The following is a 23504-nucleotide window of genomic DNA, read 5'->3' as shown; positions in this document are numbered from 1 at the left end:
GACTTAATTTGGTGTGTCTTGGGGTTGTCCACAACTATATGCGGTGTGTTGGACAAAATGCATGTCTAAGCGGCAAACGATCCACAAGCTGATCAAAACTACCCACAGCCTTGTGATTTCCCTTATGCCGCGCACCTTGCTCAACTGTCCGCATGAGACACTCCATCATCGCCGCCCTCGTGGCCTGCACCCTCACCCTGCCTGCGGCAGCGACACAAATTCCCTTCGACGGCTCTTGGCGTGAGCAAGGCTTTCTCCGCCTTTTTTCAAATGACTACGCCCAGCAGGGCAGCGCATTGGACATTGTGTCAGATGGGACGGTCTCGCTTTTGTGGCGCGCTGTGCCCGAGAGTTTGCGCGGTGCACAGGCCGCAAGCTGGACGTGGACGGTGCAACAAAGTGTGCCGCCCACGGACTTGGCTCAAAAGGGCGGCGATGATCGGAATATCGCGCTCTATTTCGTCTATACCACCGCCGAAAACGCCGAGAATGTTAACCCAAACCGCGCGGCTCGATTGCTGCGGGATAAGAACACAACCGCCCTTGTGTACGTCTGGGGCGGCGACAAAACCCGCGGAACTGTCATGCAAAGCCCTTATCACCCCGGCCTTCGCACCCTCGTGCGCCGCGGCGCGGGCACGGGCCAGCACACCGAAACGGTGGATCTGGCCTCTGACTACCGCGCGGCGTTTGGCACCGGGCCAGGTGTGTTGATCGGTGTGGGCGTCACGGCGGACGCGGACGACACCGATACATTTATTCGCGCCCAACTCAGCAATCTGACGTTGAACTAGCGCCGCTAAGGTGCACACTGCGCCCATGACACTTGCTTATACGATGATGCCCGGAAAGGGCGATATGGACCTGCTGCTGGCCCAACTGGCCCAGCGGCTCAGCGCGCGCGGCGTCACCTGCGCAGGCGTTGTGCAACGCAACGTAGACTGCGGCCCCGAGCGCAAATGTGACATGGACCTTACGGTGCTGCATTCCGGCGAAGTACTGCGGATATCGCAATCCCTTGGGGTCGGCGCACGCGGCTGCCGTTTGGACCCTGCCGCATTGGAACAAGCGGTGGCCGCAACGTCCGAAGCGCTTGACAGCGCGGACCTATTGCTCGTGAACAAGTTCGGCAAGCACGAGGCGCAGGGCCGCGGATTTCGCCCCCTGATCGGAGAGGCTATGGCCGCCGACCTGCCCGTCTTGTGTGGCCTCAACGGGGCCAACCTGCCCGCATTTCAGGAGTTTACCGGGGGCCTCGCAGTTGAAGTCGCCCCCGATCTTGATGCGCTTATGGCGTGGGCTGAGGCACAGATTTCGCAACCCGCAGGTTGATTATCAAGCTCGCGATAACGACCGCCGCGCCAACCAACTGAACGCGGACATCAGAGGGCCAGAGGCAGGCCACGCCTGCCACAGCCACCACTGCGCGCCACACCACGCCCAAGGGTGCCTCCATGCAGCCCTGAAGTGCTGCAGCCAGCGCGTAGATGCCCAAGACGGCAAATGCGAACACCGTCAGCATCGCCCCCCAATCCCCCGACAAAAGCGGCGTGTAGGCGAACAGGACGGGCACGATATACAACCCCTTCGCCAGCTTCCACGAAGCCACGCCGGTGGCCATCGCAGGTGCGCGCGCAATGGCGGCCGCAGTGAATGCCGCCAGCGCCACAGGCGGCGTCACGTTACTGTCTTGGGACAGCCAAAAGATGATCATATGCGCCGACAAAATCGCGGTCACGGCCACATCCTGCGGGACAACCAAGTCGCGCAAAGGGGCCGCCAGCTCTAGCGGCAAGCCACCGACCAGCGCGCTTGCAGCCGCAGGATCCATAGGCCCCGCCAATGCCATCATCGCCTCGGGCACGCCGATCATCAGGATCGCTTTTGCCGGGTCTGCCAACGTTCCCGCGACCAAGGCATCGATCACAAATCGGTCCGAAATCATCCCCGCCAGCGCGGGCGCCGACAGCGTCGCGAGCACGATGTAGGCCGCCGTCACCGGCAACCCCATGCCCAAAACCAAGGATGCGAGCGCGATCAGGAAAATCGCGATTAGGATGTTCCCACCCGACCAACTTGCGATCATCAGACTAAAGGTATTGCCCACGCCCGCCGTGGTGATCACGTTCACAACCAAGCCAACCGCGCACAGCAAAACCGCCGTTAGCACCATGTTCTTTGTGCCAAGAACCAATGCCTCCCACACGGCTTTGGGGCCCATCGGGTTTTGCGTCAGCCAGCTAGACGCGATCACAGCCACAATGCCAAAAACCGCAGCATAAGTGGGCGTAAAGCCCGCGACGAGCATGCCAATCAGCAGTGTGATCGGGATGACAAAACTCGCGCCGCCTTTGCGAAAGGCCGAGCCGAGTGTTTGGCCATCCGACGGCATCGGGGCGAGGTTCATGCGCTTGGCCTCAATCCGGACGAAAAACGCCACAGAGAGGAAATACAAAAGCGCCGGAAGCGCCGCGACAGCGACAATCGTCTCGTATGAAATTTGCGTGAAGCTAGCCATCACAAAGGCCCCCGCCCCCATAATCGGCGGCATCAGCTGCCCCCCCGTAGAGGACGCGGCCTCGACCCCGCCAGCGAACTTGGGCTTAAACCCGGCCTTCTTCATCAGCGGGATAGTGATGACCCCGGTGGAGGCCGTATTCGCAACTGCAGAGCCCGAAATCGTACCCGTCAGCCCAGACGCAATCACCGCGACGATCCCCGGGCCACCGACCAGCTTGCCCGCAACCGCGCGTGCAAGGTCGATCACGAACTCACCCGCGCCGGACCGCAGCAAAAACGCGCCAAAGATGATGAACAAGAAAACATAGGTCGAGGATATCCGCGCAATCGTGCCGAACATCGCGTCATCCCCATAGATTGAGCGGAACGCGACCGTTTCCCAGCTGAGCCCCGGAAACGAAAAGACCCCCCCAATAAGTGAGCCCCACCAGCCAACATAGGTCAGCGCGAGCACGATCAGTGTGGGGATGATCATCCCTGTCAGGCGACGCGTCAGCTCAACCGCGCCCGCAACGCAGATACCAATCGCGATCCAGTCCAACGTGACGAGCTTTACCCCACGGTCATAAATCGCGTTCTCCGCGAGGGATAAATAAATGGCAGAGGCCGCAATCAGAACGCCGAACAGGATATCCAACGCCCGAACGGCTGGGTTGGACGCCAGCGGGTACAACAGACAGGCCAAGAACCCAAAGCCCGCATAGTGAAAGGCGTTGCGTTGCAGTTCCGAGATAAAGGGATCAAGCGCCACATACAGGTGAACCAACGCGATGCCTGCGCATAGAACCCCCAAAAGCACGCCAGCAAAGCCGGTATATTCCCGTGTCAGACCGCCCTCTTCGCGGTCCACTGGTGTTGCGTCAGCCATCGTATCCCCTCCCCGGAATAGAAAAAGGGCCAGCGGTTCGTTTCGCTGGCCCCGAGGTCGCTTATTGCGCGATCAGGCGCGCTGGGATTTCGATCCCGACTTCTTCGTAGTAGCGCTGCGCACCGGGGTGCAGCGGCACTGGCAGACCGGCGATGGCGGATTCAATTGCCATGGCTTTGGTCGCAGGGTGGATCGCCTGCAAGAAGGGCAGGTTTTCGTACATGGTCTTGGTGATCATGTAGACGTGCTCTTCGGGCAGATCGGCATGCGTGGCCAAGAAGTTAGGCTGCGCCATAGTCTGGATGTCCTCGGTCTGACCGGGGTAGGTGCCAGCCGCGATGGTGTAGGGCGTCCAAAGGTTACGACCGCCGTCTGCGGCTGCCAGTTCCTCGGGTGTCACGTTCAGGAATTTCACGCTATCACCTGCGGATGCCATAAGCTGGCTGACGGCGCCAGTGGGCACTCCTGCGGGCGTCGAAATGCCTTTGACCTGACCGTTTTGCAGCGCCTCAGCCGAAGGGCCGTAGCCTGCGTACACCAGATCGAACGCTTCGTTGATGTCGATGCCCAAGCCGGCCATCAGAGCGGCGTTGGAACCGATAGTGCCGGAGTTTTGACGCCCCAGAGCCATGGACGCACCCGACAGTTTCGTCACATCCGACAGCGTACCGCTCTCAGCCGCATCAGCGGCGATGATGAATTGTTCAACGTTCTGCCACAGCATCGAAACCGAGCGCAGGTGCTCTTGGGGGCCGACTTCTGCCAGCGGGCCGGTGCCCGTTGCCGCGTAGTAGCCAAACAGACCCTGCAAAATGCCGAACTGCGCTTCGCCTTCGCGGATCAGACGGACGTTTTCGCCCGAACCTGCCGACGAAATCGCGGACATGCCGATTTTTTGCTTTGGCTGCAGTTTGACCTTCACCAGCGTGGAAAGGGCCACGCCGACGGGATAGTAGGTGCCACCGGTGGAGGCAGTCGACAGCACATAGTTGGCTTCTTCGGCTTTTGCTGTTCCCATGGCACCGACGGCCAAAACAGCCGCCGCGAAGGCCGCTTTCGTAAACATCTTCATCAGATCTCTCCCATTTTTTGCCCCACCCTCGTCGTGGGGGTCCCGAAAAGATAAACGTTCCGACAGAAATTCCCACAACATACCGACATGAGCCTATATTTTTTCGGCTCGCTGCGGCGGGCATTTGGCGCTAGGGACGCGGGATGGGCAATTTTGAAATCTTTGCGACGACCACACCGGGGCTAGAACACACTTTGTGCGCCGAAGTGGTCGAATTGGGCTTTACCGGGGCGCAGGTTGTTCCAGGCGGCGTCACGTTTGAGGGCAGCTGGCCCGATGTATGGCGGGTTAACCTGTGGCTGCGCAGCGCGGGCCGGGTTTTAGCGCGAGTGGGCAGCTTTCGAGCGTTTCACCTTGCGCAGTTAGACAAGCGTGCGCGCAAATTCGACTGGGCGGCATTTTTGCGCAGCGATGTGCCTGTGCGGGTCGAAGTGACCTGCCGCAAATCCAAGATCTATCACGACAATGCCGCACGACAGCGGATCGAGCGCGCCTTGACAGAAAGCGCGGGCGTCACACTCTCGGTGGAGGCTGAGGTCGTGCTAAAGGTCCGCATCTTTGACGACCTATGCACCATCAGCATCGATACCTCCGGGGAAAGCCTGCACAAACGCGGCCACAAGGCCGGCGTGGGCAAGGCCCCCATGCGCGAAAACATGGCGGCGGCGTTTTTGTGGCAATGTGGGTTCACGGGCAGCGAGGCCGTGGTGGACCCGATGTGCGGCTCCGGCACCTTTGTGATTGAAGCCGCCGAGATTGCGGCAGGTATCGCACCGGGGCGCAGTCGTACTTTTGCCTTTGAACAGCTTGCCACCTTTGACGCCGCAGCGTGGGCCACGATGCGCGCAAAGGCCCAAGGCCATAAAGCCGACGCCGACACGCTATTCTACGGCTCCGACCGGGATGCAGGCGCTATCAAGATGGCCACAGACAATGCTGCGCGCGCAGGCGTCGGCGTGACGTTCACGCGCGCCGCTGTCAGCGACCTGGCCCCACCCGACACGCCCCCCGGCCTTGTGATCGTCAACCCGCCCTATGGCGCGCGTATCGGTGAACGCAAACTGCTGTTCTCGCTCTATGGGGCACTTGGCAAAACTCTGTTAGAACGGTTTAGCGGCTGGCGAGTTGGCATCATCACCTCCGACGGCGGCTTGGCAAAGGCCACTGGCCTGCCGCTTTTACCGACCGAGGGGCCGATCGCGCACGGCGGCCTCAAGGTGCAACTGTACCGCACCGCCCCCCTGCCCTGACGCTTTCGCCGCACGCGGCGGGCCTTGGCAAATAGAGGGTTTTGTTCCTATCTGAATGGGGAGGAGCGCCCATGTCCCGCACTGTCACATTTTCCGTCACCGGCCTGCATTGCGCGTCTTGCGTGCGGCGCGCTGAAGCCGCGTTGGCGGCAGTACCGGGTGTCACGTCGGCCCAGGTGAACCTCGCCTCCGAGACGGCACACATGCAAGTCGCGGATGCTGATGCGGTCCAAGCCGCACACGCCGCCCTCGAAACGGCGGGCTATCCTGCGGCCACATCGCAGGCCAAGCTTACGATCACGGGATTGCATTGCGCCTCATGCGTTGGTCGTGCTGAGGCGGCGTTGCGCGCGGTCCCTGGCGTCACACAGGCAAGCGTCAACCTTGCGTCCGAAACCGCACAGGTCACCTATGCAGAGGGCGTTGCAACACCCACGCAATTGGCCCAAGCGGTGACGGATGCTGGATACGCGGCCGAGGTCGCAAACGATGCAATCCACCAGATTGATAGGAAAGCCGCCGAAAGCACCGTACTGCAACGCGCCACTTTAATCGCAGGCATTTTGACCCTGCCGGTGTTCATCCTCGAAATGGGCAGTCACCTATCACCCGCCTTTCATCACTGGATTCATACAACCATCGGCATGCGCACCAGTTGGTTCATCCAATTCGTGCTGACGACAGCCGTGTTGGCCGGCCCCGGCTCAGTATTTTTTCGGCTGGGCGTGCCCAGCCTGTTGCGCGGCGCCCCCGAGATGAACGCGCTTGTCGCCCTTGGCACCGCATCGGCGTGGGGGTTTTCCACCGTGGCCCTGTTCGCGCCAAGCGTCCTGCCGGAGGGGACACAAGCCGTCTATTTTGAGGCCGCGGCGGTGATCTGCACCCTGATCCTGTTGGGCCGCACCCTAGAGGCCCGCGCCAAGGGGCGCACCGGGGCGGCTATCACCCGGCTGATTGGCCTGCGCCCGGCAACCGCTCGGGTCGAGACCGACACAGGCCCCGTCGAACGCCCCCTTGCGGACGTTATAGTCGGCAACCATTTGCACATCCGCCCCGGAGAGCGCGTGCCCGTGGACGGCATCGTTGTATCGGGCGACAGCTTTGTGGATCAAAGCATGATCTCAGGCGAGCCGGTACCCGTGCACGCAACACCCGGCGCGCAGGTCATTGGCGGCACAGTCAACGGCACCGGCGCATTGGTGATGGAGGCCCGCGCCGTGGGGCGCGACACTGTATTGGCGCAGGTCATCGACATGGTCCAAACCGCCCAAGGCGCGAAACTCCCAGTGCAAGCCTTGGTGGACCGGGTCACCGGAGTATTTGTGCCCGTTGTGATGGGTTTGGCGGCGTTGACCGTAGGGATATGGCTGATGCTCGGCCCGGACCCTGCACTGGGGCTGGCGCTCGTGTCGGGTGTATCGGTCCTGATCATCGCCTGCCCTTGCGCCATGGGACTGGCCACGCCGACATCCATTATGGTCGGGTCGGGCCGCGCCGCAGATCTGGGCGTGTTGTTTCGCAAGGGCGAGGCGCTGCAACGCCTTGAGACGGTTGAAACGATTGCCTTTGACAAGACCGGCACACTGACAGAGGGCCGCCCGGAGTTGACGACCCTCACCCTACGTGAGGGGCTGGATCGAGACACGATTTTGGCCCAGATCACCGCCGTAGAGAGCCAATCCGAGCATCCCATTGCACAGGCGATCTGCCGCGCGGCGGATGGTTTGCCTCGCCTAAAAGCAACTCAGTTCAAAGCCACCCCCGGCATGGGCGCGAGCGCCTTGGTCGACGGCAAAACAGTCCATGTGGGTGCAGCGCGTTTTATGGCTGAGCTAGATGTACCGCTAGATATTGACGCGCAATTCAGCCCCGCCGAAACGCCCCTTTATGCAGCTATTAATGGCCAATTGGTGGCGGCAATCGGAGTGTCAGACCGCATCAAAGACAGCACACCAGCCACAATCGCGTCATTGCGAGCGATGGGGCTAAGGGTTGCAATGATCACCGGCGACGCAGCCTCTACCGCGGATGCGGTTGCCGCGACCCTTGGGATCGACACTGTGGTGTCAGAGTGCCTGCCCGCAGACAAGACCGCGGCCTTAGAGCGGTTACGCGCGGACGGGCCATTGGCCTTTGTGGGCGATGGGATTAACGATGCACCGGCCCTCGCCTTGGCGGACGTGGGCCTTGCGATCGGGACCGGAACGGATATCGCGATGGAAGCCGCGGATGTCGTCTTGATGTCCGGCGATTTGGGCGGGGTAGCACGTGCCGTGGCCATAAGCCGAGCAACCATGCGCAACATTCGGCAAAACCTGTTTTGGGCGTTCGCCTACAACACTGCGCTAATCCCGGTGGCGATGGGGGCACTCTACCCCGTTTGGGGGATGATGCTGTCGCCCATGTTGGCGGGTGGCGCGATGGCGTTAAGCTCTGTCTTTGTGGTGACCAACGCGCTGAGATTGCGCCGGGCATGAAGGGGGCGCTGCCCCCGTCGCTGCCGCGCCTCCCCCGGGATATTTGGAAACCAAAGAGTGTTTTGCCCGAATTCAGGGCCGTGCTTTTTGGAGGTAGTCGTCCATTGCGGGGCGGTAAAATTCCAACTCATCTGAGACGGCTTTGAACCCCTTTAGGCGCGTTTGGTAAGCGCGCACTGGAGCGGGCCAATCGACGGGTACGCCAAGCGCGGTTTCCATTGCATCAATCCATGCGAACGTGATGGCGAAGCCTGCGTCGCACAGCCATAATTGATCTGTGGGGAGTTGCGAGTGGCTGAGCAAAAGGTCGAGTGCTTTGAGGCTTTGACTGAGGGCCGCGCCGCAGGTTTGGACCGCGTCCATGTCGCGCGTGGCATAGGCAACCTGCGGGAAAAGCGCCCGCACATTGGGTTCGAGCCGCGTGTCGTGCAGCCGCCCAAATTCGCGCGCTTTGGCGCGTTGGCGCAGATCAGCGGGCAGCATTGGGATCTCTGGAAATGCTTCGTTGAGGTATTCTGCGATGGCTTCGCTGTCGGCGAGCATAAAGCCCTCATGCACCATGGCGGGGATGTTACCAGAGGGTACGATGGCTTTGTATTCTGCCGACCCGTAGCCGCCGGGTGGTGGCAGTTCTTCCCACGCGAGGCCTTTGTGGCGCAGCGTGACCCGCAGCTTGGCGGTGTAGGTCGAAACGGGGACGTTATAAATTGTGAGCATGGAGCCTCCGGGCCTGTGTTTGGGCAGAGTTAGCGCGGTTTTGCCCGCGTCCCAGCGTGGGCGATGTCGTTAAAGTACATTGCACAAAAAAGGCCGCCCCAAAGGACGGCCTTTTTATGCGGTTGGTCGGGGGTTACTCAGCCAGAAGCTGCCATTTCACGCCCAGTTCGTCAAAGAAGCCCTGCTCTTGCTTGAGCGTGATCCATGTGTTGACGTAGTTGATCCAGACCTGATCGGCCTGTGGCATCAGCATAGCGATGGGTGTGGGCGCGCGGCCTTGGGACACGGGCACGATCATCAGCTGCTCGTATTGTGCGACCAGCTTGTTGGCCTCAACGTTGGACGTGATGTTAGCGTCAGCGCGGCCTGCGAGGACTTCTTGGAAGTCGCGTGCGGGGGCCTCAACGATGCGGTGCTCAGCATTCGGGAAGAAGGCTTTGACCTGCTGCTCTTGGGTGGTGCCCAAGGTCGCGGCAACTTTGACGTCTGCCTGATTGAGGTCTTCCCACTCGGAAAAACGACCAGCGTTTTCTTTGAGCGTCAGCGGCACAGTCGCCAGCGAGAAGTAGCTGTTGGAGTAGCCTGCCGCCTTGGCGCGGGCGGGCGAGACGGACGCAGAGCCCGTGATGTGGTACTGACCAGCGGTCACACCAGCGACCAGTGTTTTCCAGTCGGTGGGCACAAACTCGACCTCAACGCCCAAATCGGCGGCGAGCTGGGTCATCACGTCGATGTCGTAACCCGTGTAGCTGTTGGTGGCGACGTCACGCATGGTCATCGGGTTCCAGTCACCCGTTGTGCCGACCTTTAGCACGCCCTCCGACAGGATTTCCTGCAAGACGGATTGTGCTTGCGCGGCCACGGTGCTCGCGGCCAGTGCGACAATCGTCGCGGTGGTTTTGAAAAAAGTCATCGGGATACCTTCCTGTTTGATGATTGGGACATAGTTTGCCATTCGAGGAAAGAAATGCCCAGTGGTGTCTAATTTTTATGACACTATAGTTTGTAAAAATCTGACACTAGCCAGAAAGACCTTCCATGCCCGATGCCGACACGGCGCCCCTCATCTCGATGCAGGGCGTTTCCAAGTTTTTTGATGAGTTTCAAGCGCTCAAGGACGTCTCGCTTTGCGTAAAGGAAGGTGAACGAGTGGTGGTTTGTGGGCCCTCAGGGTCCGGCAAATCCACATTGATCCGCTGCATCAACCGCCTTGAGGCACACGAAGCCGGCGATATCGTGGTGGATGGTGTGACGCTGAGCGACACAACACTCGATCACATTCGCGGCACCGTGGGCATGGTGTTTCAGCAGTTCAACCTGTTCCCGCACCTGACCGTGCTCGAAAACCTCACGCTAGGGCCACGGCGCGCATTAGGGCTCAGCGAGGAAGAGGCCGAGGCCCGCGCCATGCTGTACCTTGAACGTGTGCGCATCCCAGATCAAGCCAACAAACTGCCCCGCCAACTCTCGGGCGGCCAGCAACAGCGCGTGGCTATTGCCCGCTCCCTGTGCATGGAGCCGCGCATTTTGCTCTTCGATGAGCCGACCTCTGCGTTGGATCCGGAAATGATCGCAGAAGTCTTGGATGTGATGGTTGAGCTGGCCCGTTCTGGCATGACGATGATCGTGGTAACCCACGAAATGGGTTTTGCCCGCAAAGTCGCCGACACCATGGTATTCATGGACAAGGGCGAGATCGTGGAGGTCGGCCCCCCTGAGCAGGTGTTCAAGGCACCAAAATCTGCGCGCTTTGCCACCTTCCTCAATCAAATTCTCAACCATTAGGGGCGCGTCATGAACCGTATTTTCCTACTTGTTCCCCTGCTGTTGCTGACCGGGTGTGGTGGCGCCAACTGGGGCTGGTACATCATTGATCCGACCACGACGACCGGCTGGAACAACCTCAAGTTCCTGGCTTCTGGCGCGTATTGGACCATCGCCCTTTCGCTGACGGCGATCTGCTTTTCCGTGGTCATAGGGCTTTTGATTGCCCTGCCCGGCCTGTCGAAACACCGGGGCTGGCGCGGGGTCAATCGCACCTATGTCGAGCTGGTCCGTGCCGTCCCGATCCTCGTGCTTATCTTGTGGGTTTGGTATGGGCTGCCTGTCGTGTCGGGCATCAACCTGACGATCTTTTGGGCCGGGGTCCTCGCGCTCGCGCTATCGGACAGCGCCTTTCAAGCCGAGATTTTCCGCGCGGGCATCCAGTCCGTAGCGCGGGGCCAATATGAGGCCGCGCAGTCCATCTCGCTCAACTACCGCGATACGATGCGCTATGTGATCTTGCCCCAAGCCATCCGCCGCATCCTGCCCGCCTTGGGCAATCAATTCGTCTATATGATCAAAATGTCATCGCTTGTGTCGGTCATTGGCATGCAGGAACTGACCCGCAAGGCGAATGAGTTGTCCGTGAGCGTCTATCGACCGCTCGAAATTTATACGATCCTTGTGGTGGAGTATTTGATTTTGATCCTCATCGTCTCTGCGGGTGTCCGCTGGCTTGAGCGTAAAATGCAAGCAGCCGAGCAATGAAGAACCGTCGCGAATACGACCTGACCGAGGGCCCCATGTCGGGCCACTTTTGGCGATTGGCGGTGCCTGCGGCCATGGGGATGCTGTTTGCCACGCTTTATAACGTGGTGGATGTGTTTTACGCGGGGATGCTCTCGACCGAGGCGCAGGCTGGGCTGGCCATCGGCTTCCAAGCGTTCTTCATCTTTATGGCCATCGGCTTTGGCCTCAGCTCCGCCATGAGCGCGCTTGTCTCAAACGCGAAGGGCGCCAAGAATACGGAAGACGCCCGCGCCACCGCCGCGCAAGGCATCACCTACGGGATCATCGCCACCGCGATCCTGATGGGCGTTGCCTATTTCGTAGGCCCCGCCCTGATCACGATCGTGTCCGAACCGGGCGGTTACCGCGATGCGGCGATGGGCTATTTCTACGTGCTGATTTTTTCGCTGCCCGGGTTTTTTATGTCCTATGGGGCGAACGGCATCCTTCAGGCGCATGGCGACACGGTCTCGATGCAGCGGGCGTTGATGGTCGCCTTCGTGGCCAACATCGTGCTCAATCCTCTGCTGATGTTCACGCTGGGCTTTGGCTTTAATGGCATCGCAATTGCGACAGTGCTCAGCCAAACCGGCGTGATGGTCTGGATCCTCTACCGCGTCTCACAGCTTGAGATTTTCGAAGGCATCACACGCGCAGCCTTTGCCCCCGATATGAGGCGTTTTCGGGCGATCACAGCGCAGCTTTTGCCCTCCTCCACCGCGATGATGGTGATGTTCATCTCAGGCTTCGTCGTGCAATTCGCGCTCAAGGGCTTTGGCGAAAGCGCGATTGCCGCCTACGGCGTTGGCCTGCGGATTGAACAGATCCTGCTCTTACCCGTTTTGGGCATGACCGGCGCGCTCTTGCCCATCGCAGGGCAGAACTTTGGCGGCGGACACCACGACCGCGTCCGCGACGCGTTGTTCTATTGCTGGAAGCTGGGCTTTGCGATGACCGTCATCGCCACGCCAACGCTGTGGTTTGGCGGGGCGTACTTTGTATCCCTGTTTTCGGACGACCCAGAGGTCATCGCGGTCGGCGCAAGTTACCTGAAAGTCGATGCGATCCTGTTCCCCATCTACATGATGCTGTTTTCCATCAACTCGATCCTTCAGGCACTAAAACAACCGGTCTACACGCTGTGGATCAGCCTTTACCGTCAGGGGTTTGGCGTCGCTGCATTCATCTGGTTGTTCGTGGGTGTCATGGGTTTTGATGTCTGGGGTGTGTGGTTCGGTATCGCGACGGCGGTCGCCTCGGGCTGGGTGATCGCATTGATCGTGGTGCAACGGGTCGCAGCCCAACATATGGGCGGGCTGTTCGGCGTGCCTGCGCGCAGCTAGCTTAGGGCTGCGGCGCGCACCACCTGCGCAATGTCATGCAGCTGCGCGGCAAGCGGGCTGGACCGGCGCCAGACCATCCCAACGGTCCGGGTCGGTGGCTGCGCACCCGCGAAGGCTGTGACGTCCACCTGCGTGGAGCGCGTTTCCAGCCGCACCGCCATTTCCGGCAAAAGCGTCACACCAATTCCGGCATCCACCATTTGCACCAACGTCGACAGCGATGAGGCGTCCAACGCCTCACGCCCCACACCACTGAGGCCACAAAATTCAAGCGCTTGGTCGCGAAAACAGTGTCCCTCTTCCAACAGCAGCAGCCGCATTTCTGCCATCGCGCGGGCGTCCGGCACAGGGCGACCTGCCTCAGATCCAGGCCGCACAAGAACAAAGGGCTCATCGAACAACGCGACTTCCGTTAGGCTTGGCTCAGACACCGGCAGGGCGACAATCGCTGCCTCTAGCAACCCAGCCTCAACATCCGCCAACAGCCGATGCGTTTGCGTTTCACGCACATGCAGGTCCAGCCCAGCATGACTACGGCCCAGCGCGGTCATGACCTGCGGCAACAGATATGGCGCGATGGTGGGAATCACGCCCAGCCGCAGGCGGCCCATCAGTTGGTCTTGGGCAGCGCGCGCCATCTCACCCATGTCTTCGACCTGTGCGAGCACTTCTCGGGCTTTGGCCACAAACCGCGCCCCAAATTCCGTCAGCCGCACTTGCCGCCCGCCGCGTTCCACTAGTGCAAGGCCAAGGCTATCCTCCAACTCCTTGATCTGCATAGACAGCGCGGGCTGTGACACCGCGCAGATCGAAGCGGCGCGGCCAAAATGCCCCTGTGCGGCGAGGGCATCCAGATATCTAAGTTGTTTGAGCGTCAAATTCATCATCAGAAATTCTTATCATCACTATCAGATAAAACAAGTTCCCCTGATTTAACTCGGATGTTAGAATAATTCCAAGACGGCATGTTTGCTGCACGTACGCCGTCACCCTTAACCAACAGATTTGGAGAGTTTCCATGGATGGAGCCCCCGTAGACAGCGCCGGCAAATGCCCGGTGATGCATAACACAAGCGCCACCGGTTCGACCGCGAACCAGCATTGGTGGCCAAACCAGTTGAACCTCAAAGTGCTGCACCAGCAGGGCAAAACGCCCGATCCCATGGGCGCAGATTTCAACTACGCCGAAGCGTTCAAAACGCTTGATCTTGATGCCGTTCGCGCCGATCTGCACGCTTTGATGACAGACAGCCAAGAGTGGTGGCCCGCAGACTACGGCCATTACGGCCCCTTCTTTATCCGGATGGCATGGCACTCTGCCGGGACCTACCGTGTCGGCGATGGTCGCGGTGGCGCGGGCGCAGGCAACTTGCGGTTCGCACCGCTGAACTCGTGGCCCGACAACGGCAACCTCGACAAAGCCCGCCGCCTTCTGTGGCCGATCAAGCAAAAGTACGGCGCAAGCCTCAGCTGGGCCGACCTGATGATCCTGACAGGCAACGTCGCGCTGGAATCCATGGGCTTTGAAACCTTTGGTTTCGCCGGTGGCCGCGCAGACATCTGGGAGCCTGAGGAAGACATCTATTGGGGCCCCGAAACCGAATGGCTGGGCGACGACACTGAGCGTTATAACGACCCACGCGAGCTGATCGGTGCGCTAGGTGCCGTGCAAATGGGCCTGATCTACGTGAATCCCGAAGGCCCCATGGGCAACCCAGACCCACAGGCATCGGCCCACGATGTGCGTGAGACCTTCCTAAAAATGGCCATGAACGACGAAGAAACCGTCGCCTTGGTTGCAGGCGGTCACACCTTCGGCAAAGCCCACGGCGCCGCCGATCCCGGCCAATACGTTGGCGCAGAGCCTGAGGGCGCGCCCCTTGAGGCCATGGCGACCGGCTGGGCGAACTCTTACGAGAGCGGCAAGGGCGTGCACACAATCACCTCCGGCATCGAGGGTGCTTGGACGCGGAACCCCATCGTGTGGGACAACGACTACTTCGACATTCTGCTCGGGTATGAGTGGAAACTGTCGTCCTCACCCGCTGGCGCACATCAGTGGATCCCAACAGACCCAGCTGCCGGTGACATCGTGCCCGACGCGCACGACGCCGCACAGCGTCACGCGCCGATCATGACCACCGCTGACTTGGCCCTGCGCACCGATCCCGCCTACCGCGAAATCTCGGAGCGGTTCCACAAGGACCCCGCCGCATTTGCGGACGCTTTTGCCCGCGCTTGGTACAAGCTGACCCACCGCGACATGGGCCCCTATGAGTGCGGCCTTGGCCCCCTTGTGCCCGCCGAGCCACAGCCATGGCAGGACCCAGTTCCCGCCGTCACGCACCCCTTGGTATCGGACGCGGACGTCGCAGACCTCAAGGCCGCGTTGCTGGCATCCGGTCTGAGCGTACAGGAAATGACCCGCGTGGCGTGGGCTTCGGCCGCGACCTTCCGTGGGTCGGACAAACGGGGTGGGGCCAATGGCGCACGTATCCGTTTGGCCCCTGCCAAGGATTGGGAAGTCAACAACCCCGCCGAGCTGTCCAAGGTCTTGGATGTCCTCGAAGGGGTCAAAGCGGACTTTGATGCCAAGGGCGACACCAAAGTGTCCATGGCTGACCTGATCGTACTGGCCGGTTCCGCCGCCGTGGAAAAAGCCGCCAAGGACGCGGGCCACGACGTCACCGTGCCCTTCACACCGGGCCGCACCGACGCCACCCAAGAGATGACGGACACGCACAGCTACGGCTGGCTTGAGCCGCGCTCGGATGCGATGCGCAACTACGTCGCCGCCAGCCAGACCCGCGCCCCTGCGGAGCTGATGGTGGACCGCGCGCAACTGCTGGGCCTGAACGCGCCCGAGCTGACCGCACTGGTCGGCGGGATGCGTGCGATTGGCGCCAACTACGACGGCTCCGATCACGGCGTGTTCACCACCCGCAAAGGTCAGCTGACGAACGACTACTTCGTCAACGTCCTCGACATGGGCACTGAGTGGACCAAAACCGGTGACACCGCCTACGCAGGCAAAGACCGCGCAACCGGCGCCGCCAAATGGACCGGCACAGCCGTCGATCTGGTCTTTGGCTCCAACTCGCAATTGCGGGCCGTGGCCGAGGTTTATGGCGCCAGCGATGGTGAGCCTAAACTGGTCGCAGACTTTGTCGCCGCATGGACCAAAGTCATGAACGCGGATCGCTTCGACCTGGTCTAAGCAGCCCACATCCCACGCTTTTGGGCCGTCCCTTCTGGGGGCGGCCCTTTTTCTTAGCTTTTCTGTCAGGCAGCATCGGGGTATCAACCCCACAACCCAATCTGACGGAGCCCGCCTTGGCCGCTTTCCTATCCGGACGCTTCTTTGTCATCACCGCCAGTGTGATCGCGCTTTTGTGCCTCTTGCCGCACGTGGCGGTCTTGCTCGCGGCTTTTTCAGGCTCATTCGACACACTGGAACAGCTCAGTAATACCGTGCTGGGACGCTACGCATCCGCAACCCTGATACTGGTTGTCTGCGTGGCACTCGGCACGGCCTGTTTGGGCGCAGGCGCGGCGTGGCTGGTCACAATGACGAACTTCCCCGGACGTCGTTTATGCGAAATCGCACTGGTGATCCCGCTGGCCTTTCCGGCCTATGTCCTTGCGTACGCCTACACCCATATCCTTGACCATCCAGGCATTGTGCAAACCACCCTACGGGCCATGTTTGGCTGGGGCCCACGGGATTATTGGTTCCCCGAAATCCGCTCTATTGGCGGGGCGGCGATGATGCTGACACTGGTGCTATACCCATATGTCTACCTTTTGGCGCGCGCGTCGTTCATGGGCCAAAGTGCAACGACATTCCACGCGGCCCGCGCGCTGGGGCGCACACCTACGGGGGCGTTCTTCTCCGTCTGTTTGCCGCTTGCCCGCCCTGCCATTGCAGCAGGCGTCATGCTCGCCACGATGGAGACCATCGCGGACTTTGGCACCGTTGCCTATTTCGGCGTCCAAACATTTGCCACGGGCATCTACACAAGCTGGTTCACACTGGCTGATCGCGCCGCCGCTGCACAACTCGCGCTGGGGTTGCTGGCCTTTGCCCTCCTGCTCGCGATGCTGGAACGCTACAGCCGCGGCAACGTGCGCTACAACAACGGCCGCCGCCAAGAGGCGATGGTCCGGCTGCAACTGACCGGCGCGCGAAAATGGGGGGCAATGACGCTTTGCCTGCTGCCCGTCGTGCTGGGCGTCGTGATCCCGGTCATCACGCTAACCACCATGGCTATCGGGTCTGAGCAGGACATCTTTAGCCGCCGCTACATCGGCTTCATTCAAAACACGCTGACGCTCGCGACCATCGCAGCCCTGCTGACAGTGGCCGGTGCGATTGTTTTGGGCTCGGTCCACCGGGTCAAGGCCACGCGCCTGACGGGTGCGGCCCTTTACATCGCACGATTGGGCTATGCCGTGCCCGGAGGGGTGATCGCTGTGGGCCTGCTGGTCCCGTTTGCGGCCTTTGACAACACGTTGGACGCATGGATGCGGGCGACATTTGATGTCTCCACGGGGCTGTTGTTCACCGGCTCTATCTGGGTGCTGATCCTTGCCTACCTGATCCGCTTTATGGCCGCTGCCCTTGGCTCGTACGAGGGCGGAATTTCTGCAGTCAGCCCCAATATGGACGCGGCCGCACGGGTGCTTGGCCAAGGTGTCGGCGGGCTTGTGCGCCGTGTACACGCACCGATCATCGCGCCTAGCCTTTTCACAGCCGCCCTGATCGTATTCGTAGACGTGATCAAGGAACTGCCCGCAACACTGATCATGCGGCCCTTCAACTATGACACACTCGCGGTGCAGGCTTATCGCCTCGCCTCGGATGAACGCCTGCAAGGGGCGGCAGTGCCCAGCCTGATGATCGCCCTTCTGGGCCTTGTCCCGGTGGTATTGCTGTGTCGGCGTGTGGCCCGCGACAATGCATAAAGTTATCCCGGCCTAAACCAAAAAGGGCGCGCCCAGCGGCACGCCCTTTGCGTTGCGATTTGGCTGAATCTATTCCCAGCCCACCGCATTAAAAATAGCCTGCGCCTTGGGCACATTCGCCGCGATCTCAGAGGCTTGCAGATCATCGGGCTTAAAGATCCCAAGTGCGGCTACAGAGCTGCTTAGCCCCACCCCCGGCACTGCGGGGTATTCATCATTCCCGGCCGAGAAATACTGCTGCGCCTGATCACTGGCGAGATATTCAAGGAACTTGATCGCATTTTCCTTGTTGGGCGCATGGGCAGCAACACCGCCCCCCGACAGGTTCATATGCGCGCCTTCCGCGTCCTGCGCGGGGAACACCCAACCGATATTGGCCAGCGCCTCCGCATTCAGCCCGTCCACATCACGGCGCAACGCGCGGGAGAAATAATAGGTGTTCGAGATTGAGATATCACACTCCCCCGAGACAAGCCCGCGCAGCTGATCGGTATCACCGCCCTGCGGATCACGGGCAAAGTTGTTCACAAAGCCAGCCGCCCATTCCTGCGCCGCTTCTTCGCCGTGGTTGGCAATGATCGCACCCATCAACGTCTGGGAATACACGTTGGTGGACGAGCGGTGGCACACCATGCCCTCATATGCGGGATCGGCCAGTTCTAGGTACGATTTGGGCGGGTTTTGCACATCTGCTTTGTCATAGAAAATGATCCGGGCCCGCTGTGAAAACCCGAACCACTGGTTGTCGCTGTCCTGCAAATAGTCAGGCAGGCGATCCTCTAGCGAAGCGCTTTCAATGGATTGCAGAACGCCTGCGGCCTTAGCCCGCTCCAACCGTGAGGTATCGACGGTCAGCAGGATATCGGCTGGCGAATTCGCACCCTCGGCCTGCATTCGGGTGATCAGCTCATCAGCCTTGCCCTCGATCCGGTTGATCTCAATGCCTGTGGCGTCGGTGAAATCAGAATACAGACGCTCATCGGTGTCGTAGTGGCGTGAGGAGTAAAGGTTCAATTCGCCCTCGGCGAAACCAACGCTCGGCGTGCTGGTCATTGCGACCATCGCAAGCGTGAAAACAGAGACGGTGGATTTGAATGTCATGGGTCTTTCCTTATTCCGACTAATACAGTCAATTACTCAATCCTACGGACCTGTCAAGCATTTCATACTAAAATACTCGACTTTATTAACCGTTTAGATTTGACCTCTTTTGCGCGCCTTAGGATCGAACATACTGCGGGCAAACCGCCCCAATTTCCGGCAAACACCGCCACCAGACACTGCGCAGCCACGCGCAGACGTCTGTTCATCCTTGTGCGTTGGGTTTGGTACTAGATCGCGCTATGTGATGGCGAGCCGGACGGGATGAACCGCCCGCAAACAAGGACTTAGACATGCGCGCATTCCAACTATTGGCCACTTTGGCCTTCATCAGCACCCTGCCGGCGGTCACGCTGGCGCAGGGGCGGCCCGCCATGGTCGAAACCGCAGATGTTGCGCTACAGACCAGTTCGGACACGATTGCCGTGTTTGGCCAAATCGTATCAGGCCGCGAAAGCGCGGTCGCCGCGCGCGTCGCGGGCGTGGTCGAAAGTGTCCCGCCACGGGTCGGCGCACAGGTCACCGCAGGTCAGATCCTCGCACAGTTAGACACGGAATTACTAAGCCTTCAAATCGGCCAAGCCGAGGCCGAAGCCGGCATTGCAGCCGCTGGTGTCGGTGTTGCAGAGGCACGGGTCGACCGGGCCGAACGCGCCTTGCGCCGGGCCGAAACCTTGCGCGAGAACGCCAACATTTCGCAGGCTCAACTCGAAGACCGGCTGAGCGATTTTGACGAAGCCGTTGCGACCCGCGCCGAGGCACAGGCCCGCCTGCGCGCCGCTGAGGTTGCGCGCAGCCAAGCCCAATACGCCTTTGACAATGCGATCATCCGCGCCCCCTTTGACGCCGTCGTGCTTGAGGTCAATACCGAGGTCGGACAGTTCATTTCGGTGGGCAGCCAAGTGGTTACCCTGCTTGATATCGGCGCAATGGAGGTTGAGGCCAACGTGCCCGCACGCTTCATCAGCGCGCTGCAATCTGACCAACCCGTCGCCGCCAGCACGGATGTGGGCGGCACGCTCGAAGTCACCCTGCGCGCCATCCTACCAACGGAATTCGCGGCCACCCGCACCCGGCCCGTCCGGTTTGAGGTCACGCAACCCGATGTGACCATCGCCGTGGGCCAAACGGTGACGCTCGACATTCCCGTCAGCGCCCCGCGTGAGGTCGTGTCGGTCCCCAAAGATGCGCTGGTCCAAGGGGCGGGCGGCTGGATGGTGTTCGTGAACGCCGATGGCACCGCCCAACCGCGCCCCGTGGATATTGGTGCCGCAATGGCCGGCGGGTTTGAGGTGTTGTCGGGCCTCGCCCCCGGTGATCAGGTCGTCGTGCGCGGCAACGAACGACTGCGCCCGGGACAAAGCATCATGTCCACCAACGCGCCCCCCCCTACGGCAGACGCCGAAACAACAGACAATCAAGGATAAGAACCCATGGATCTGATCCGCGCGTCTATTCAACGCCCCATCGCGGTCGTTGCCGTTGTCATCATGGCCGTGCTGTTCGGGGCGCTCGCCCTAAGCCGCATTCCGGTCCAATTGGCCCCCGATGTCCGCAAGCCCGTGGTCGTGGTCGAAACCAGTTGGCCCGGCGCTGCCCCGGCTGAGGTTGAGCGCGAAATCGTTAACCTTCAAGAGGATGCGTTCCGCGGGCTCGAAGGCCTCGAGACGATGACCAGCAGGTCCCGCACCGGGCAAGCAGAGGTCACGCTGGAATTCGCGGTCGGCTCGGATATGGGCGACATCCTTTTGTTGGTGTCAAACCGGCTCGACCGCGTGGGCGGCTATCCCGCAGAAGCCGGGGAACCGACGCTCAACACCTCCGGCTCGGACGACAGCCCAATTGCGTGGGTGATCCTGCGCGCAGCCGAGGGCAACACACGCCTCATGTCGACCTATGGCGACTTCGTAGAAGACGTCCTGAAGGAGCGTGTCGAACGTGTTGATGGCGTGTCCACGGTGAACGTCTTTGGCGGCGTTTCACGTGAGTTACAGATCGTGATACGCCCCGAGGAATTGGCCCGCTTTGGCCTGACCATTCCCGCCGTGGTGAACCGCCTGCGGGCGGAAAACATCTCGCTCTCCGCGGGCGACGTGGATGAAGGCAAGCGCCGCTATGTCGTGCGCGCCGACGGCAACCTCAACACCATCGCCGCGATTGAGAGCGTCGTTTTGCGCAGTGCCAGCCTTGGCACGACCGGGGCCTTGGGCCGCGTCACGGTCAGCGAAGTCGCCGATGTCGGATTTTCCTACAAGGAGCCGACAGCGCGCTTGCGGTTCCGAGGTGAGCCCGCCCTGGCGTTCAACATTGTGCGCGAACAAGGCGCCAACGTGATCGCAACGATGGAGGCCGTCAAAGAGGTCTTGGCCGATCTGGAGGCAGGCCCCGTCGCGGACAACAACCTCCTGATGGAACAAGTCTACGACGAGACGATCTACATCGAAGGCGCCATTGATCTGGTGACGCAGAACATCTGGGTCGGCGGCCTGTTGGCGGCCATGGTGCTACTGCTATTTCTCCGATCCCCACGGGCAACGTTGGTCATCAGCCTTGCGATTCCGGTGTCTATCGTGGCGACTTTTGTTGCAATGGCGGCCACGGGGCGCACGCTGAACGTCATTTCACTGGCCGGGATCGCCTTTGCCGTGGGCATGATCGTGGATGCCGCAATTGTCGTGCTCGAAAACATTTACCGTCTGCGGGAACAGGGCAAATCCCGGTTCGAAGCGGCCTACGAAGGCGCGCGACAGGTCTGGGGCGCGATCCTCGTGTCGGCTCTGACGACAGTGATGGTGTTCATCCCAATCCTCGTGATGCAGCTAGAGGCCGGGCAATTGTTCCGCGACATTGCCGTGGCGATTTCGGTGTCGGTCCTTCTATCGCTCGTGGTGGCGGTGACGGTCATCCCCGCGCTGTCGAGCCGGCTTCTTTCGGGAAGCAGCACCAAGCCTATGCCCCTGCCCGGGATCGACCACTTTGGCCGCGCCTTTTCGTGGATGATCATGGCCTATGTGCGGTTAACCGTGCGGTTCCGCGTGGCCGGTTTGATCATGGTCGGCGCCATCGCAACCGGTGCAACACTGGCCGCGATCACCTTCCTGCCCAAGCTCGAATACCTGCCAGAGGGCAATCGGAACCTCGTGTTCGGCCTGATCATCCCGCCCCCCGGGTACAATTTGGACACGACCGAAACCATCGCCCAACGCATTGAGGCCGTGGCCGAACCCATGTGGCAGGCCCGCCCCGAAACTGAGTTGGAGGACGGCACCCCCGCCCTTCAATCGTTCTTCTTCGTGGCCACCCCCGGCAACAGCTTTGTCGGTGCCGCCGCCGTGGATGGCGCCCGCGTGGCTGAGGTCATCCCGGTCCTGTCGCGGCCCATATTCGCAGAGCCGGGCACGTTTGGGTTCATGACCCAACCGTCCCTCTTCGGGCGCGGCGTGGGCGGTGGCCGAACGATCGAACTGAACATCTCCGGCGATGAGTTGGAGGATATCTTGAGCGTTGCAGGCCAAGCTGCGGGGCTGGTTTCGGGACTTTTGCCCCGCTCGGATGGGCACCAATTCCGGCCCATTCCCGGCCTAGAACTTGGCGCGCCTGAGGTTCGCCTGTTGCCCGACCGGGTCCGCCTTGCGGATGCGGGGTTGACCACGCAGGACCTTGCCGCAACGGTTGACGCCTATAACGATGGGTTGCGCGTGGCCGAGATCAGCGTTGGCAACAGACGCCTCGACCTGACGCTCAAGGGGGACGAAGCCGCGCTATCGGGGCTACGCACTCAGGACGTGGGCGATTTTCCGGTCGTCACGCCCTCGGGGCAAATCGTGCCCGTGTCTGAACTGGCCGAGGTCCGCGTCACCGCCGGCCCGACCGAAATACGCCACCTTGACCGCCTGCGCACCGTGACACTCGAAATCCGCCCCTCCGACGCATTGCCCCTAGAGGCGGCGGTCGAGTTGCTAGAGACCGAAGTCATCGCCGCCCTTGAGGCGCGCGGCCTGCCACCCGGTGTCCGCTTGGGCGTTTCTGGCAGCGCGGACGCCCTATCGGAGACCTGGAACGCGATCCAGATCAACCTCGCTATCGCGCTGGTGATCGTGTTCCTTGTCATGGCGATCCTGTTCGAAAGCTTTGTTCTGCCACTGGTCGTGATGATCTCGGTTCCTGTGGCGGCGGCCGGGGGTGTTGGCGGCCTTGCGCTGTTGAACCTCGTCGGCACCCAGCCGTTGGATATGCTGACGCTTTTGGGCTTCATCATTTTGGTCGGTATTGTGGTGAACAACGCGATCCTGATCGTGCACCAATCGCTGTACCACCTCCGAGAAGACAGGATGCCCCCCATCGACGCCATCGAGGAAGCGACGCGCAATCGTATCCGACCGATCTTTATGTCTACGCTGACGTCGATCTGCGGGATGATGCCACTGGTCGTGTTCCCCGGCGCAGGGTCCGAGCTTTATCGTGGCCTTGGGGCTGTGGTTGTGGGCGGTCTATCCATGTCCGCGTTCCTGACGCTTTTAACGGTGCCGCCACTGTTGCGGTTGGTGCTGTCAGCACCCGCCCCCGATGCAGTGGACCCAATCGCAAAGGCCGCTCCAGCTGAGTAATTACACACCACCCCCGAGCTGGATCACCAGT

General features: G+C 60.9%; 17 protein-coding genes. 11 read left to right on the top strand and 6 right to left on the bottom strand.

What is annotated here, in order from left to right; translation table 11 throughout:
- The first annotated feature begins 152 nt into the window (after positions 1–152).
- Positions 153–794, top strand: coding sequence for a DUF3047 domain-containing protein (locus PM04_RS05795; protein WP_038004547.1), 642 nt, complete (start codon positions 153–155; stop codon positions 792–794).
- Between the two features lie 25 nt (positions 795–819).
- Complete coding sequence (locus tag PM04_RS05790) at positions 820–1332, top strand: DUF2478 domain-containing protein (RefSeq protein ID WP_038004545.1); 513 nt, start codon at positions 820–822, stop codon at positions 1330–1332.
- Here PM04_RS05790 and PM04_RS05785 read toward each other — a convergent pair.
- Both PM04_RS05785 and PM04_RS05780 read right to left on the bottom strand, forming a co-directional pair.
- Positions 1289–3388 carry a TRAP transporter fused permease subunit gene (locus PM04_RS05785; protein ID WP_038004543.1) on the bottom strand — a complete coding sequence of 700 codons (2100 nt, stop codon included), beginning with the start codon at positions 3386–3388 and terminating at the stop codon, positions 1289–1291. The genes PM04_RS05790 and PM04_RS05785 overlap by 44 nt on opposite strands.
- 61 nt (positions 3389–3449) lie before the next feature.
- Positions 3450–4460 carry a TAXI family TRAP transporter solute-binding subunit gene (locus PM04_RS05780; RefSeq protein WP_038004542.1) on the bottom strand — a complete coding sequence of 337 codons (1011 nt, stop codon included), beginning with the start codon at positions 4458–4460 and terminating at the stop codon, positions 3450–3452.
- A gap of 143 nt (positions 4461–4603) precedes the next feature.
- Between PM04_RS05780 and PM04_RS05775 the strand changes: the two genes are divergently transcribed.
- Positions 4604–5710 (top strand): class I SAM-dependent RNA methyltransferase, encoded by a 1107-nt coding sequence (locus PM04_RS05775; protein ID WP_038004539.1) that lies wholly within the window; start codon positions 4604–4606, stop codon positions 5708–5710.
- A gap of 71 nt (positions 5711–5781) precedes the next feature.
- The gene (locus PM04_RS05770) at positions 5782–8187 is read left to right on the top strand and encodes a heavy metal translocating P-type ATPase (RefSeq protein ID WP_038004537.1); all 2406 of its coding nucleotides are present in this window, start codon (positions 5782–5784) and stop codon (positions 8185–8187) included.
- 72 nt (positions 8188–8259) lie between these two features.
- Here PM04_RS05770 and PM04_RS05765 read toward each other — a convergent pair whose 3' ends face one another.
- Together PM04_RS05765 and PM04_RS05760 are read right to left on the bottom strand one after the other, a co-directional pair.
- The gene (locus tag PM04_RS05765) at positions 8260–8904 is read right to left on the bottom strand and encodes a glutathione S-transferase family protein (protein ID WP_038004534.1); all 645 of its coding nucleotides are present in this window, start codon (positions 8902–8904) and stop codon (positions 8260–8262) included.
- 133 nt (positions 8905–9037) lie between these two features.
- The gene (locus PM04_RS05760) at positions 9038–9817 is read right to left on the bottom strand and encodes a transporter substrate-binding domain-containing protein (protein ID WP_038005154.1); all 780 of its coding nucleotides are present in this window, start codon (positions 9815–9817) and stop codon (positions 9038–9040) included.
- Positions 9818–9942: 125 nt separating this feature from the next.
- On the opposite strand from PM04_RS05760, the gene PM04_RS05755 reads away from it, so the two are divergent.
- The 3 genes from PM04_RS05755 to PM04_RS05745 are packed head-to-tail and all read left to right on the top strand — an operon-like array spanning position 9943 to position 12800.
- On the top strand, positions 9943–10689 hold the full coding sequence (locus PM04_RS05755; protein WP_038004532.1) for an amino acid ABC transporter ATP-binding protein: 747 nt from the start codon (positions 9943–9945) through the stop codon (positions 10687–10689).
- Between the two features lie 9 nt (positions 10690–10698).
- Positions 10699–11436, top strand: coding sequence for an amino acid ABC transporter permease (locus PM04_RS05750; RefSeq protein WP_038004530.1), 738 nt, complete (start codon positions 10699–10701; stop codon positions 11434–11436).
- On the top strand, positions 11433–12800 hold the full coding sequence (locus tag PM04_RS05745) for an MATE family efflux transporter (protein ID WP_038004528.1): 1368 nt from the start codon (positions 11433–11435) through the stop codon (positions 12798–12800). Before PM04_RS05750 ends, PM04_RS05745 begins: the two co-directional genes overlap by 4 nt.
- On the opposite strand, the gene PM04_RS05740 is transcribed toward PM04_RS05745, so the two are convergent.
- A complete protein-coding gene (locus PM04_RS05740) occupies positions 12797–13687 on the bottom strand; it encodes a hydrogen peroxide-inducible genes activator (RefSeq protein WP_038004527.1) in 891 nt (296 codons plus the stop codon). The two genes, PM04_RS05745 and PM04_RS05740, sit on opposite strands and share 4 nt — an antisense overlap.
- Positions 13688–13818: 131 nt before the next feature.
- On the opposite strand from PM04_RS05740, the gene katG reads away from it, so the two are divergent.
- Entirely contained in the window at positions 13819–16017 is a 2199-nt protein-coding gene (gene katG / locus PM04_RS05735; protein ID WP_038004524.1) for a catalase/peroxidase HPI, read from the top strand.
- A gap of 116 nt (positions 16018–16133) precedes the next feature.
- Positions 16134–17765 (top strand): iron ABC transporter permease, encoded by a 1632-nt coding sequence (locus PM04_RS05730; protein ID WP_052068216.1) that lies wholly within the window; start codon positions 16134–16136, stop codon positions 17763–17765.
- A 69-nt stretch (positions 17766–17834) separates the two neighbouring features.
- Here PM04_RS05730 and PM04_RS05725 read toward each other — a convergent pair whose 3' ends face one another.
- On the bottom strand, positions 17835–18827 hold the full coding sequence (locus tag PM04_RS05725; protein WP_234702822.1) for an extracellular solute-binding protein: 993 nt from the start codon (positions 18825–18827) through the stop codon (positions 17835–17837).
- A 332-nt stretch (positions 18828–19159) separates the two neighbouring features.
- Between PM04_RS05725 and PM04_RS05720 the strand changes: the two genes are divergently transcribed.
- Together PM04_RS05720 and PM04_RS05715 are read left to right on the top strand one after the other, a co-directional pair.
- The gene (locus PM04_RS05720) at positions 19160–20293 is read left to right on the top strand and encodes an efflux RND transporter periplasmic adaptor subunit (RefSeq protein WP_052068215.1); all 1134 of its coding nucleotides are present in this window, start codon (positions 19160–19162) and stop codon (positions 20291–20293) included.
- 6 nt (positions 20294–20299) lie between these two features.
- Positions 20300–23473 (top strand): efflux RND transporter permease subunit, encoded by a 3174-nt coding sequence (locus PM04_RS05715; RefSeq protein WP_038004520.1) that lies wholly within the window; start codon positions 20300–20302, stop codon positions 23471–23473.
- Positions 23474–23504 lie beyond the last annotated feature (31 nt).

The sequence above is a fragment of the Thalassobacter sp. 16PALIMAR09 genome, assembly GCF_000765485.1.
Classification (GTDB): Bacteria; Pseudomonadota; Alphaproteobacteria; order Rhodobacterales; family Rhodobacteraceae; genus Thalassobacter; species Thalassobacter stenotrophicus.
Note: the sequence above shows the minus strand (reverse complement) of the source record. Positions and strands in the feature narration are given on the sequence as shown.

What these genes read in the sequence shown, in the direction of transcription:
- katG (WP_038004524.1), top strand. Translation starts at nt 13,819, where the DNA reads ATGGATGGAGCCCCCGTAGACAGCGCCGGCAAATGCCCGGTGATGCAT.
- PM04_RS05740 (WP_038004527.1), bottom strand. Translation starts at nt 13,687, where the DNA reads ATGATGAATTTGACGCTCAAACAACTTAGATATCTGGATGCCCTCGCC.
- PM04_RS05750 (WP_038004530.1), top strand. Translation starts at nt 10,699, where the DNA reads ATGAACCGTATTTTCCTACTTGTTCCCCTGCTGTTGCTGACCGGGTGT.
- PM04_RS05725 (WP_234702822.1), bottom strand. Translation starts at nt 18,827, where the DNA reads ATGGTCGCAATGACCAGCACGCCGAGCGTTGGTTTCGCCGAGGGCGAA.
- PM04_RS05770 (WP_038004537.1), top strand. Translation starts at nt 5,782, where the DNA reads ATGTCCCGCACTGTCACATTTTCCGTCACCGGCCTGCATTGCGCGTCT.
- PM04_RS05745 (WP_038004528.1), top strand. Translation starts at nt 11,433, where the DNA reads ATGAAGAACCGTCGCGAATACGACCTGACCGAGGGCCCCATGTCGGGC.
- PM04_RS05720 (WP_052068215.1), top strand. Translation starts at nt 19,160, where the DNA reads ATGCGCGCATTCCAACTATTGGCCACTTTGGCCTTCATCAGCACCCTG.
- PM04_RS05790 (WP_038004545.1), top strand. Translation starts at nt 820, where the DNA reads ATGACACTTGCTTATACGATGATGCCCGGAAAGGGCGATATGGACCTG.
- PM04_RS05715 (WP_038004520.1), top strand. Translation starts at nt 20,300, where the DNA reads ATGGATCTGATCCGCGCGTCTATTCAACGCCCCATCGCGGTCGTTGCC.
- PM04_RS05775 (WP_038004539.1), top strand. Translation starts at nt 4,604, where the DNA reads ATGGGCAATTTTGAAATCTTTGCGACGACCACACCGGGGCTAGAACAC.
- PM04_RS05760 (WP_038005154.1), bottom strand. Translation starts at nt 9,817, where the DNA reads ATGACTTTTTTCAAAACCACCGCGACGATTGTCGCACTGGCCGCGAGC.
- PM04_RS05795 (WP_038004547.1), top strand. Translation starts at nt 153, where the DNA reads ATGAGACACTCCATCATCGCCGCCCTCGTGGCCTGCACCCTCACCCTG.
- PM04_RS05780 (WP_038004542.1), bottom strand. Translation starts at nt 4,460, where the DNA reads ATGAAGATGTTTACGAAAGCGGCCTTCGCGGCGGCTGTTTTGGCCGTC.
- PM04_RS05755 (WP_038004532.1), top strand. Translation starts at nt 9,943, where the DNA reads ATGCCCGATGCCGACACGGCGCCCCTCATCTCGATGCAGGGCGTTTCC.
- PM04_RS05785 (WP_038004543.1), bottom strand. Translation starts at nt 3,388, where the DNA reads ATGGCTGACGCAACACCAGTGGACCGCGAAGAGGGCGGTCTGACACGG.
- PM04_RS05765 (WP_038004534.1), bottom strand. Translation starts at nt 8,904, where the DNA reads ATGCTCACAATTTATAACGTCCCCGTTTCGACCTACACCGCCAAGCTG.